The 11,510-nt window shown below is 57.7% G+C and carries 13 protein-coding genes; 1 reads left to right on the forward strand and 12 read right to left on the reverse strand.

Annotated features, from left to right (window positions below; translation table 11 throughout):
- Positions 1–145 precede the first annotated feature (145 nt).
- The 10 genes from ACOCD2_RS05415 to ACOCD2_RS05460 are packed head-to-tail and all read right to left on the reverse strand — an operon-like array spanning position 146 to position 9,417.
- Positions 146–415, reverse strand: coding sequence for a hypothetical protein (locus ACOCD2_RS05415; RefSeq protein ID WP_293885265.1), 270 nt, complete (start codon positions 413–415; stop codon positions 146–148).
- Positions 412–1,785, reverse strand: a complete 1,374-nt coding sequence (locus ACOCD2_RS05420; RefSeq protein WP_293645568.1) for a GTP-binding protein — start codon at positions 1,783–1,785, stop codon at positions 412–414. Before ACOCD2_RS05420 ends, ACOCD2_RS05415 begins: the two co-directional genes overlap by 4 nt.
- Entirely contained in the window at positions 1,706–3,196 is a 1,491-nt protein-coding gene (locus ACOCD2_RS05425) for a GTPase (protein ID WP_293645570.1), read from the reverse strand. The genes ACOCD2_RS05420 and ACOCD2_RS05425 overlap by 80 nt, the downstream gene beginning before the upstream one ends.
- An 11-nt stretch (positions 3,197–3,207) precedes the next feature.
- Positions 3,208–6,345: an efflux RND transporter permease subunit gene (locus ACOCD2_RS05430; RefSeq protein WP_293645571.1), complete on the reverse strand. Its 3,138-nt coding sequence runs from the start codon at positions 6,343–6,345 to the stop codon at positions 3,208–3,210.
- A gap of 2 nt (positions 6,346–6,347) precedes the next feature.
- Positions 6,348–7,424, reverse strand: a complete 1,077-nt coding sequence (locus tag ACOCD2_RS05435) for an efflux RND transporter periplasmic adaptor subunit (protein ID WP_293645572.1) — start codon at positions 7,422–7,424, stop codon at positions 6,348–6,350.
- A 17-nt stretch (positions 7,425–7,441) separates the two neighbouring features.
- Positions 7,442–7,843, reverse strand: coding sequence for an envelope stress response membrane protein PspC (gene pspC, locus ACOCD2_RS05440; protein ID WP_293645573.1), 402 nt, complete (start codon positions 7,841–7,843; stop codon positions 7,442–7,444).
- Positions 7,840–8,076, reverse strand: a complete 237-nt coding sequence (pspB, locus tag ACOCD2_RS05445; RefSeq protein ID WP_293645575.1) for an envelope stress response membrane protein PspB — start codon at positions 8,074–8,076, stop codon at positions 7,840–7,842. The genes pspC and pspB overlap by 4 nt, the downstream gene beginning before the upstream one ends.
- The gene (locus tag ACOCD2_RS05450) at positions 8,073–8,303 is read right to left on the reverse strand and encodes a hypothetical protein (protein ID WP_293645577.1); all 231 of its coding nucleotides are present in this window, start codon (positions 8,301–8,303) and stop codon (positions 8,073–8,075) included. Before ACOCD2_RS05450 ends, pspB begins: the two co-directional genes overlap by 4 nt.
- Positions 8,304–8,323: 20 nt before the next feature.
- A complete protein-coding gene (pspA, locus tag ACOCD2_RS05455) occupies positions 8,324–8,992 on the reverse strand; it encodes a phage shock protein PspA (protein WP_293645579.1) in 669 nt (222 codons plus the stop codon).
- 26 nt (positions 8,993–9,018) lie between these two features.
- Entirely contained in the window at positions 9,019–9,417 is a 399-nt protein-coding gene (locus tag ACOCD2_RS05460; RefSeq protein WP_293645581.1) for a hypothetical protein, read from the reverse strand.
- A gap of 218 nt (positions 9,418–9,635) precedes the next feature.
- On the opposite strand from ACOCD2_RS05460, the gene pspF reads away from it, so the two are divergent.
- Entirely contained in the window at positions 9,636–10,697 is a 1,062-nt protein-coding gene (gene pspF / locus ACOCD2_RS05465) for a phage shock protein operon transcriptional activator (RefSeq protein ID WP_293645583.1), read from the forward strand.
- Between the two features lie 14 nt (positions 10,698–10,711).
- Here pspF and rpmG read toward each other — a convergent pair whose 3' ends face one another.
- Positions 10,712–10,879: a 50S ribosomal protein L33 gene (gene rpmG, locus ACOCD2_RS05470; protein WP_293645585.1), complete on the reverse strand. Its 168-nt coding sequence runs from the start codon at positions 10,877–10,879 to the stop codon at positions 10,712–10,714.
- An 11-nt stretch (positions 10,880–10,890) separates the two neighbouring features.
- The gene (rpmB, locus tag ACOCD2_RS05475) at positions 10,891–11,127 is read right to left on the reverse strand and encodes a 50S ribosomal protein L28 (RefSeq protein ID WP_293645587.1); all 237 of its coding nucleotides are present in this window, start codon (positions 11,125–11,127) and stop codon (positions 10,891–10,893) included.
- Between the last annotated feature and the right edge of the window lie 383 nt (positions 11,128–11,510).

An 11,510-nucleotide genomic window follows, 5' to 3' on the forward strand; every position in this document is an offset into this window, starting at 1 on the left:
TAGATGGTGCTGAGCGTAAAGCCGAGATTGTAGATCTTAAATATTGGGGCACTATCATCGGGTATGACGGAAAAAAATCTGCGATGTACTTGTGGCCGGTAAGAGGTGGGGAATAAACGGTATCGTTACAGATGTTTGCTAGGCATTACCTTCGCTGCCAGCCATGGAGAGCGAAGCGAAGGCTGGTAGTCCCCAGTAGCCGCGAGACCGCACTGTTTTCCCTGCGTGCCTTGCGCCAGAGGGAAAACAAAGTAGGCCTCCGAACGCGGCGTCCAGTCATTGGGAGACAAGTACGGAGCAGCAACGAGCTTGCGAAGTTGTTGCGCAGTGCTTGGTGACCAGGACGGCTGGGGCACCAATAGGTTGTCAAAGGCCGAGTCGATTTTGGGGGCTGGGATGTCCCAAAATCTATCACGAGGCCGAAGACACGCTTGGTAACCTTGCCCGGATATCCGCTTTCGCCTGCCTGAGTATGGAATCCCGGTCCAGGTTGTCCAGTATCTCCCGCACCACCAGCTTGGGTCCGCCTTCGCCCCAGGATTTTCCCTGTGCCAGATAATGCTCGGCCGCCTGGCCCACGATCCAGGTGCTGTAGTAGGCCACGGCGCCCTGGGCGCCGCCGGTGAGCAAGGTGGTCAGACCCGCTGATCCCAGTTTCAGCGCCGAAGAGATGAAGTGCACTGCCCATACTGTGCCCATGAGCAGGGCCATCTGCGCGCCGATGGTCTTGATCAGGTCTCCGGCTTCGTTCTTCGTCAGGGGCAGGGCATAGAGCTTGGACAGGTGCATGATCATGCTCACGTCCACCACGGCGGCAGCCACCAGATCGGCGACCGGCACCGGGTTCAGGGCCACGGCCACGCCCTTGGCGGTGCAGTATTTGCGGATGAGCTTCTGCCCCAGCTCACGCCGGGCTTCGAGAATACGCTCGCCCACCTGGTCACTGAGCTGACTGGCAAAAAGGGAGGCGTTGAGAGCGGCTAGGGTCTGGCCTTCGTTTTGCAGGATGTCCCACAGGCGTTCCTTGACTGCCGCGATATCGGTGGCAGGGCGCTGCCATTCTTCCTGTTCCTCACCGGATTCGTCCACACGAATGACCAGGCGCTCCGCGGGATCTGCGCTGGCCAGGACGATGTTGTGAGGCTCGACGATGCCTGCGGCATGGCGGGTGATGGATTCGATCAGGGTCTGGCGTTCTGCAGGGCTGTAACGGTCGCTCTTGTTCAGCACCAGTATGATGGGGCGATGCAGGGCGGCGATCTCCCGCAGGGCCCGGGTTTCGGTTTCGGTGAGATCGGAATCGACCACGAACAGCACCAGGTCGGCCCGTCCCGCCACTTCCCGCGCCAGCTGTTCCCGGGCCTCGCCGTCCACTTCGTTGATGCCGGGGGTGTCGATGAGAAACACGCCGCCGTCTTCATACTCCTGCCACTGACCGCGTTCGGCCTTCGTGGTTTCGCCATGCAGGGGACTGGTGCTGAAGCGCTGTTCACCCAGCAGGGCGTTGAGCAGGGCGGACTTGCCCACGCTGACCCGGCCGAACACGGCGATATGCAGATGACCGTGTTCCAGGCGGTCAAGCATGGCCTGGACCTCCTCGTAATCCTGCATCAGGGACTCGCGAACCTCCGGAGGAACGCGTTTGTCGTTTACCAGGGCGTCCAGGCTTTCCTGGGCCAGGTCGAGATGATCTGCTTCGCTGGCTTCAGTCGTCCTTGCTGGCGCTTCTGACTTCCTGGAAAGCCATTCGGGCATAGCGGACTGCAGACGTTTTAATATCTTCACCAAGTTGATCCTCGAACTGGTTGGCTACCTGTAATGGGTGGAGTTCTCCACGGCTGTCCAGTGATGCGGCAATACTCTTGCCCAGGGCATCGAACAGAAAACCGTAGACCACCGCGTGCAATAGTCCGCCGGCTACCGTGCCCACACCGGGGAATGCCTTGAGGGCATTACCTGCTACGGCCAGCAGCAGGGTTGTTTGTTTGCTCACGCGTTTTTGAATCAGCTCCAGCAGCAGGTCCAGATCCACCTTGCGTACCGGTATATCATACAGCCTGGACAGGTCCTTGATCATCTGGGTGGCAAGAAAGCCCTGAATGAGAATGTCCGTTCCGGGGGTCATGGCGGCAATGGCACCGGCGACGGCTTTTCTGGCATAGCCGGAAACCAGTTTTTCCGCTTCTTCCCGGCGATGAATCTGCAGCTGCTGGTTGAGCTTTTGTTTGACCAGGACGAAGACGGCGCTGTCGCGCAGGCTGTCCAGGGTGTCGCTGTGGCTGTCGATGATGCGTTGCAGGGCCTGTTGCAGAGCATCCACCTTGGGGGGCAGTTCCCGTTCTATCTGCTCTTCCCTGCCATCCGGAAGGATGCGCGTCACCTGCCGCCGTCCGCCGGTGCTGATGGGAATGACATCCGCCTTGCCCAGACGATCCACTTTTTCCTGCAGCTGCTGGCGCACCCGTTCCAGGTCGGCATCGCTGTAGCGGTCGATCTTGTTCAGTGCGACCAGCGTGGGTTTTTCCAGTTTGAGCAGGGCTTGCAATTCTTCTGCCTGGCTGCGGGTCAGGTCGCCATCCACGATATAGATCACCACATGGGCCCGCAGGGCTTCCTGGCGGGAGAGGCTGTCCAGATGGCCCCCGGTTTCGTCCAGACCAGGCATGTCCGTGAGCACCAGTTCGTCACCGGCGGGGCTGCGCCAGCGGTATTCATGGACATCCTGGGTGGTGCCCCCGGTGACATTGATCTCGGTCTGGGCATCGGGGAGTAGGGCTTTGATGAGGCTGGACTTGCCGCTGCTGATCTCGCCGAACAGGGCGACATGGATGCTGCCTGCTTCGCGCCGCCGTTCCAGTTTTTGCAGTTCCTGTTCGGCCGATGAGGTATCCAGCCCCTTTTCACGGGCGGTATCCAGGTGCCTGTCCAGGGTTTCACGGTCGACGGGTTCCAGTTCGTCCACTTGCCGCAGGGGTTGTTTCGGCCGCATGACCCGCCATACCAGCCAGCCTGAGAACAGGGAGAACAGCAGCAACAGTGTTACCACCACCAGTTGCAGCCAGGCAGGCGCTTCGCGCAAGTTGTGCCAGATGTTGACCAGGGTGTCGGTGAGCAGGATGCCCAGCAGCAGCAGGAACAGCAGGGCGATGCCCGTCAGCAGGGCGAGAACCAGACGTAGGGGAGATTTGCTGCTCAAGACCGGGATTATCAGGCGTTGTTGATGGCTTCTGCCGAAAGGTTAGCAGACTTGCGCCGGCGGGTGGCTTTTTTCTCTGCCCGCCGTGCGGAAAGAGCCAGCATGCAGGGAGTGATGACCAGGGTCAGCACCGTGGCGAAGGCCAGTCCACCGGCCACCGCCGTGGCCAGCTGCGACCACCACTGGGTGGAGGGGCTGCCGATGTCGATGTTGGGGGTGAACAGGTCAATATTGATCTCCAGCACCATGGGCAGCAGACCCAGTATGGTGGTGACTGTGGTCAGCAGCACCGGGCGCAGACGCTGGGCGCCGGTGCGCAGGATGGCCTCGGTGGCTTCCATGCCGCTGCGCCGTAGCACATTGTAGGTGTCGATGAGCACGATGTTGTTGTTGACGATGATGCCGGCTAGGGAAATGACGCCGATACCGGACATGACCACGCCGAAGGGTTTCTGGAAGATCAGCAGTCCCAGGAACACGCCCACGGTGGAGAACAGCACGGCACTGAGGATGAGGAAGGCTTGGTAGAAGCTGTTGAACTGGGTGACCAGGATGATGGCCATCACCACCAGGGCGATGAGGAAAGCCTTTTCGAGAAATGCCTGGGAGGATTCCTGCTCCTTGTTTTCGCCCTTGAGCTCGATTTCCACGCGAGGGTCCAGCCCCAGAGTCTTGAGCTGTTCCTTCAGATGTGGCAGTTCCAGGCTCAGCAGCTCGCCCTCTTTCATGTTGGCGCTGACGGTGATCACCCGGCGGGCATCCACGCGCCGGATGGTATCCACCTTGGGCACGGCCTTGCGCTGGACGAAATTGCTGATGGGCACCAGGCCCTTGTCTGTGAGCAGGCGTATGCGGTCCAGCTGGTTGATGGAACGCTTGTCGGTGGGGAAGCGCACGCGAATGTCCAGTTCCCGGTCCACGTCATCGGGGCGGTATTCCCCCACCTTCAGTCCGTTGGTGATCATTTGTATCATGCTGCCTACGCTGGCGGCATCCGTACCGAAACGGGCTGCATCCGTGCGGTCGATCTCCAGTTGCCATTCGATGCCCGGCTTGGGGCGGCTGTCTTCGATGTCCGTGACCTTGGGATTGGCTTCCAGCGCTTTGCGGATCTTCGCGGCGGCTGCATCCAGCTTTTTCGGAAAGCGTGAACTGAGCTGGATCTGCAGATCCTTGCCACCACCGATCCCGGATTCGTCCTTGCCGATCTCGATCTCTATGCCGGAAATGTGTGCGGTACGCTGCTTCATTTCCTTGATGATTTCAGCAGCCTTGCGCCTTTCCTTCCAGTCCACCAGGTTGTAGCGGATACGTCCGATGCGGTTCTGGCCGCCGGTGCGCACGTACAGGGTTTCGATCTCCGGCATGTCCAGCAGGGCGTTTTCCACTTCGCGCATCAGGCTGTCCTTTTCCCAGATGGACAGGTCGCCGTAGCCGCGCACGGTAATGTTGCCGCCTTCGGGCTCCACGTCCGGGAAGAACTGCATGCCCAGGTTGGAGGCACCGTAGGCCATGAACACCCCGGCGGAAAACAGGATGGTGGCCAGCAGCATCTTCCAGGCGTGACGGGTGGCGAAGTGCAGGATTTTCACGTAGAGGCCGGAGAAACCGCCGAGGGAAAGAATGTCTCCCGTTTCCATCTGCAGCAGGCGTTTCCTGCTGCTGTCACTGACCGGCCGGGGTTTGCCGATGATGGCGCCGAGGGTTGGCACGAACAGCAGCGCCATGAACAAAGAGGCGCTGAGCGTGGCGATAAGGGTGATGGGCAGGTATTTCATGAATTCCCCCATCATGCCCGGCCAGAAGATCAGCGGGGCAAAGGCGGCCAGGGTGGTGGCCGTGGAGGCGATGATGGGCCAGGACATGCGTTTTGCTGCGGCGCCGTAGGCCTTTTCGGGTTTTTCGCCTTCGCTCATGAGGCGATCGGCATATTCGGTGACCACGATGGCGCCATCCACCAGCATGCCCACGGCCATGATCAGGGCGAAGAGCACCACGATATTGACGGTGTAGCCCAGGGTGGAAAGAATCAGGATGCCGCTGAGGAAGGAGCCGGGGATGGCCAGCCCCACCAGCAGGGCGGTACGGGCGCCGAGGAAGGCGATGATGACGATCACCACCAGCAGTACGGCGGACAGCACGTTGTTTTCCAGGTCGCGCAGCATGGAGCTGATCTGTTCAGAGTTGTCGTTGGTGTAGGTGACGCGAATATGGTCGGGCCATTTCTCGCGTTCCTTTTCGACCAGTTCCCGGGTGTGGGTGACCGTTTCGATGATGTTCTGCCCGGCGCGTTTCTTCACTTCCAGGGTGACGCTGTTCTCGCCGTTGAGCCGGGCGAAGCTGTGGGGATCGGTGTAGCTGCGCCGCACCGACGCCACGTCCCGGAAGCGTACCACGCGGTCGCCGTGAGTCTTCACCGGCAGGTTGAGGATGTCCTCGATATCTTCGAATACGCTGGGGATCTTGATGGCGAAACTGCCCTTGCCCGTGTCCAGGGAGCCGGCGGCAATGAGCCGGTTGTTGCGCGAGACCAGGGAATAGATGTCCTGCTGGTCCAGGCCATAGCTTTCCATGGCGAGGGGGTCGAGAACGACTTCGAGCTGGTCGCGACGGTCGCCGCCCAGTTCCACTTCCAGCACTTCCTTGAGACCTTCGATTTTGTCCTGCAGATGACGTCCCAGTTCGATGAGTGCCCGCTGGGGCACAGGGCCGGACAGGCTGATGGTGATCACCGGGTTTTCCTCGGCCATGGTGATGGGATGTACCGTCGGCTCACGGGTTTCATCGGGAAGCTTGGCCTTGGCCACGTTGACCTTGTCGCGTACGTCGGCCAGGGCTTTGTCGGGATCGAAGCCCGCCACGAACTCCAGGGTGACGGAGGCATGTCCCTGTCCGGCGTTGGCAGTCATTTCCTTGACGCCCTGTATGGCCTTGAGCTCGTTCTCCATGGGCCGCACCAGCATGCGCTCGCCGTCTTCGGGCGAGATGCCCGGGTGGGAGATGGACACGTAGATATAGGGGATGGTGATGTCCGGTTCCGCTTCCTTGGGAATGCTCAGCCAGGCGGACAAACCTGCAGTGAGCAGCAGCAGGAACAGCAGGGTCATGGTGCGCTTGTGCACCAGCGCCCAGTCGATGAGCCTGTCCATGCTCAGGACGCTCCGGGTTTGCCGGTACTGGTTTCCACCTTGTCACCCTCACGGACGAAAGCCTGGCCGACGGTGATGACCTGCACTTCGTCTTTCAGGCCGCGGATCCAGGTGCCGTCGGTATCACTGCGCACCACGTCGATGGGCGTGAACTGCACCTCGCCGTCTTTCACCCATTTGATGCCGATGACACCGGCTTCGTTGAGGGCCATGAGTGCGGGTGTAATCTTGATGGCTTGAATCTGCTCCAGGGGGATCTGCAGTTCCACGCTCAGGCCGCCGAGGAGGTGCCCATCGGCGTTGTCCAGGGCGACTTCCACGCGGAAGGTGTTGGTGTCCTCGTCGGCCACGCTGGACAGGTAGCGGATCTTTCCCTTGTGTTCCTCGCCGCTGGCGAGGGTCATAATGGCCTGCTGGCCCACGTGCAGATGCTGGATGTCCCGCTGGGTAACATCACCGCGCACCACCAGGGGATCGAGATCCACGACAGTGGCGACAGGGGTGCCCACGCTCAGGTAGTCACCGACTTCCACGTTGCGTTCCAGCATGACGCCGGTGAAGGGAGCCTTGATGACTGTGTTCCTGATTTCCCGCTGCAGGGCGGCGACCCGCGCCTGGCTTTCCTTGAGCAGCGCTTTCTTGCGGGCCACTTCCGCCTTGCCCTGAAAACCCTTGGTGTTGAGGGAGGATGCGCCTTCGTATTCGAGCTGCCGCTGGGCCAGTTCGGCCCGGGCGTGCTGCAGCATCTGTGGCCGATCGTTGAGGGCGATCTTCAGCAGGGCTTCTCCGGTTTCGACGGACTCGCCGCGCTGCTTGAGAATTTCCACCACCCGGCCATCCACTTCTGCCTTCAGTGTGACCCGGCGGTTGGGTTCGGTACGGCCATACAGGGTGATGTTCTGGTCGACCGCCTGTGCGTGCATGGTTTTCACCCGTACCTTGATCAGAGACGGTGTCTTGCTTTCTTCCTGCTTTTCACTGCCGCTGTCCGTATCACCGTTGATGCTTCCCGAAGCCAGCCAGGTGGCCAGGCCCACGGCGAGGAGCAGGGAGATGATCCAGGGGCGTTTGCTGAACATGTTGGTTTCCAATGCGGTTAACGGGCCGGTTTGCGATCGAGATCCTGCAGTTCCCGGTCCAGCTGATAGCGGTCTGACGTGACGTAGGCTTCCATCCTGTTCAGTTTGCGCTCCAGCCTGCGAAAACGGTATTTGGCGGTCGAGAGTGTCTCTCTGGGAGATTTTCGGTACTGACGCCAGTATTTCTCTTCCCTGTCATCGTCATAGAGGTCGCGGGGTTTCTCGGGCAGAAACATGGCTGCAAAGACATACAGACCTACGGTAACAAATGTGAACATGATGGCGGAAAGTACGGTCAGCCCCCGGACAACATTCACGTCCCACGAGAAGTAGTCGGCGATACCTGCGCAGACGCCTGCAATTTTCCTGTTTTCCGTGTCACGGTAGAAACGGTTGTGGCAGCCCCAGTCGCAGCTCATTGCTTGTTTCTCCAGCCGGGTGCTTCCCGGTCGAGTATGGTTTCCAGTGAATCGACACGTTTTTCCAGCTTTTCTGACAGCGCCCACAAGTCGGCCAGTGTTTCTTCGTCAGCCTTGGACAAGGCTTTGCTGGCCCGGGCTTTGTACGCGTAATGCAATATCAGCCACAGGGGTACGACGACCACCAGAAAGATGATGGGCAGCGCCAGCAGCATGTCATAATCGATGTTCATTTTTTGTCGTCCAGGTCGCGGAACTGACGCTTGAGATCATAGTTGTCGTCGGTGACGATGCGCTCCAGCACGCGAATACGGTTTTCCATTTCATCGATACGGGCCTGCATGCGCTGGCGTTCCTTGCCGGATGCTTCGATATCTCCCCGGCTGTCAAAATACTGTTTGACGACGCCGCCCAAAATCCCCAGGGCAACGATGATAACGACCATTTCAAACGGGTTCATGGGACTCTATCCTCTGAAAATTATTGCTTCTTTTCTGACAGGCGGGATTTGAGTTCGCTCAACTCATCCTCGATTATATCCTCTGCCTCCAGTTCCGCGAATTTATCTTCCAGCGTGGGATCACGCCCCACATCGAAGGATTCCACCCGGCCTTCCATGTGTTCCATTTTCTGTTCGACGGTTTCGAAGCGGGACAGAGCATCATCGATGCGGGTATCGTGCAGCTTCTCGCGGGTACGCAATCTCCCGGAAACTGTTTTCTGCTTCATCATCATGGTCTTGTGACGGGCCTTGGCGTCATCCAGCTTCTTCTGGAGTTTGGCCGTGTCCTGGTTCAACTGTACGAGCTGGCCTTCCAGTGCCTCCAGTTCCATATCCATGCTGGCAGCAGCGTTTTCGAGATTGTGTTTTTCCTTCAGTGCTGCGCGGGCCAGGTCTTCCCGGTCTTTGGACAGGGCAAGCTCCGCTTTGCGCTGCCAGTCGCCGATCTCGGCATGCATGATGTCGATATGGCGTTGCAGCTTCTTCTTTTCAGCGATGGTGCGGGCCGCATCGGAGCGTACTTCCACCAGCGTGTCTTCCATTTCCTGGATGACCAGGCGGATGATTTTTTCCGGGTTTTCGGCTTTGTCCAGCATCGCAGTGATGTTGGAGTTGATGATGTCATGGAGACGGCTGAAGATTCCCATGTTATTGATCCTCTGTTGTGATTGTTTCAGATTCCGGCCAGCCAGCCTGTTTGCTGTGGCGGCTGGCCGAATATCGGGATTATTGTGAAACTATCCCGGTTGTCCTGTAGTTGCCGGTGAGGTGCTCGGTGTTTTTTTTCCTCTCCGGAAATGTTTTGCTGATCACAATCCGTAGTGGCAGCGGTTTCCGGTGCGAAATCCGGTTCATCCAGCTGGCTGGCCAGTTGTTCGGTATTCGGCATTTTCCAGAAAGCATTCTGGCCGAATTCCATTGTCATTTGTGAAAGTGCCTGGTTGCCCTGCTGGATGATCTCATCCTTCAGGCTGGCTTCGGTGCCTTCCTGGGCGAAAACAGGGCTGCTCATCAATGCTGCCGTGAACAACAGGATAATCGTCTTTGATTTTTTGTTATTTGAGTTTTTCATGTCCTTTCCTCCTTAAGCGGGGATGAATTGTTTTGTCTTGCCAATAACCAATCAGGAATCGTGCCAAAAATCCTTGATGTGCTTAACTCATTGTAATAATAAAAAAATTCCCTGGCGCTCTACTTTGCTGTTTGCCTGGCAGTGATGAAAAATACTAAAAAGCGGTTAAATAAAACAATAAGTGGTAAAAAAGACCAATATGATCTAGCATTTCTGCTATGAGCACCCATCAAAATCTTGTCGGCCAATCCTCTGCCTTTCTGGAAACCCTTGAGCGGGTATCCCGTGTAGCTCCGCTATCCAAGCCGGTGCTGATTATCGGAGAACGCGGTACTGGTAAAGAGTTGACCGTCGACAGACTGCATTTCCTTTCGCCGCGCTGGGAAAATGTGCTGGTCAAGCTCAACTGTGCCGCTCTGCCGGAAACCCTGCTCGAAACCGAGCTTTTCGGTTATGAACCGGGGGCATTTACCGGTGCCGGCAAATGCCACACGGGGCGCTTCGAACGTGCGGATGGCGGTACACTGTTCTTGGATGAAATCGCCAGCATGTCTTTGCGGCTGCAGGAAAAACTGCTGCGGGTCGTGGAGTATGGGGAGTTCGAGCGGGTTGGAGGGGATGCCACCCTGTCCGTGGATGTGCGGGTAATCGGCGCGGCCAATGCCGATTTGCCCGCTATGGCGGAAAAGGGGGAGTTTCGTGCGGATCTGCTGGACAGGCTCAGTTTCGATGTCATTACCCTGCCGCCGCTGCGATTCCGCAGATCGGATATTCCTCTGCTGGCAGAGCGGTTTGCCCTGGGTATGACGCGAGAGCTGGAAAGAGCCTACTTTGCCGGTTTTTCAGAAACTGCCCTGGAACAGATGCTGGCTTACAACTGGCCCGGAAATGTCAGGGAACTGAAAAACGTCGTGGAAAGGGCTGTATACCGGGTGGCGCCGGATGAACAGATCGTTGAGTTCGAATTCGATCCCTTCGACTCGCCCTGGCGCCCTGGAGGAAACCAACCGGAGATGGCTGAGGCGCAGTCTTCTCCGGCTGTTCCTGAAAATTGGCCGGAGAATGTACCGCCGGCAGCGCTTCCCGGTGATTTCAAAGCGCATATTCAGGAATATGAGCAAGCCCTGTTGCAGCGTGCACTGGAGCAGAACAGGTACAATCAGCGCCAGACGGCGCAGATGCTGGGCTTGAGCTATCACCAGCTTCGCGGATACCTGAAAAAATATCATTTTTCAGGCAAACAAAAGCCCCCGCACCAGGCGGGGGCTGAATTAGGCTAGCCGGTAAACGGGCTTTACTTGATCTTGCCTTCCTTATACATCACATGCTTGCGCGCCTTGGGATCATATTTTTTGATCTCCATCTTGCCGGACTGGGTGCGCTTGTTTTTTGTTGTGGTGTAGAAGTGCCCGGTATTGGCGCTGGAAACCAGACGAATCTTTTCACGAACTGCCTTTGCCATGATCTACTCCTTTATACCTTTTCGCCGCGTGCGCGAATTTCCGCAAGCACGGTGTCAATGCCTTTCTTGTCGATGGTACGCATACCAGCGGCGGTTACACGCAAACGTACCCAGCGCTGCTCGCTTTCCACCCAGAAGCGATGATAATGAAGGTTGGGCAGGAAACGCCGGCGGGTTTTCCTGTGGGAATGGGAAACATTGTTTCCGGTAACCGGGCGTTTACCTGTTACCTGACACACTTTGGACATGGTCTTGGCCTCAAAATTTCTGGTTCATTGGGCTCAATAATCAATATTGGGCCGGAAAAGACGCGCATTTATACCAGAGCGGCCGCGGGATGGCAAATTTTCTTGTGCACAAGCAACCTGTTTCGGGGCAGGAGACGCATGGGGTTTTACTGTCCCCGTCGCACAACAAACAATAAAAACAATGGATTGTACTGGTTGTCAGCTTCAGTGGCGTCCGTCAGCAATGTCCGGGCAGGTATCCTTCGGCAGTTTGCCATATACTTAAACCTGAATCCGTGACTTCGGCAGCCACCTGAAAGTCGTTCGCCCGATGATAATCGCGTAAAATTGCAGTTCCAGTGATTTTCATGATTTCACCCAAGGGGTGAACTGCCAATGACATT

The sequence above is a fragment of the Thiolapillus sp. genome (assembly GCF_048562965.1).
Lineage (GTDB): Bacteria > Pseudomonadota > Gammaproteobacteria > Chromatiales > Chromatiaceae > Thiolapillus > Thiolapillus brandeum_A.

What these genes read in the sequence shown, in the direction of transcription:
- pspF (WP_293645583.1), top strand. Translation starts at nt 9,636, where the DNA reads ATGAGCACCCATCAAAATCTTGTCGGCCAATCCTCTGCCTTTCTGGAA.
- ACOCD2_RS05435 (WP_293645572.1), bottom strand. Translation starts at nt 7,424, where the DNA reads ATGTTCAGCAAACGCCCCTGGATCATCTCCCTGCTCCTCGCCGTGGGC.
- pspC (WP_293645573.1), bottom strand. Translation starts at nt 7,843, where the DNA reads ATGAGCTGCGACTGGGGCTGCCACAACCGTTTCTACCGTGACACGGAA.
- ACOCD2_RS05460 (WP_293645581.1), bottom strand. Translation starts at nt 9,417, where the DNA reads ATGAAAAACTCAAATAACAAAAAATCAAAGACGATTATCCTGTTGTTC.
- pspB (WP_293645575.1), bottom strand. Translation starts at nt 8,076, where the DNA reads ATGAACATCGATTATGACATGCTGCTGGCGCTGCCCATCATCTTTCTG.
- pspA (WP_293645579.1), bottom strand. Translation starts at nt 8,992, where the DNA reads ATGGGAATCTTCAGCCGTCTCCATGACATCATCAACTCCAACATCACT.
- rpmG (WP_293645585.1), bottom strand. Translation starts at nt 10,879, where the DNA reads ATGGCAAAGGCAGTTCGTGAAAAGATTCGTCTGGTTTCCAGCGCCAAT.
- ACOCD2_RS05430 (WP_293645571.1), bottom strand. Translation starts at nt 6,345, where the DNA reads ATGGACAGGCTCATCGACTGGGCGCTGGTGCACAAGCGCACCATGACC.
- ACOCD2_RS05450 (WP_293645577.1), bottom strand. Translation starts at nt 8,303, where the DNA reads ATGAACCCGTTTGAAATGGTCGTTATCATCGTTGCCCTGGGGATTTTG.
- rpmB (WP_293645587.1), bottom strand. Translation starts at nt 11,127, where the DNA reads ATGTCCAAAGTGTGTCAGGTAACAGGTAAACGCCCGGTTACCGGAAAC.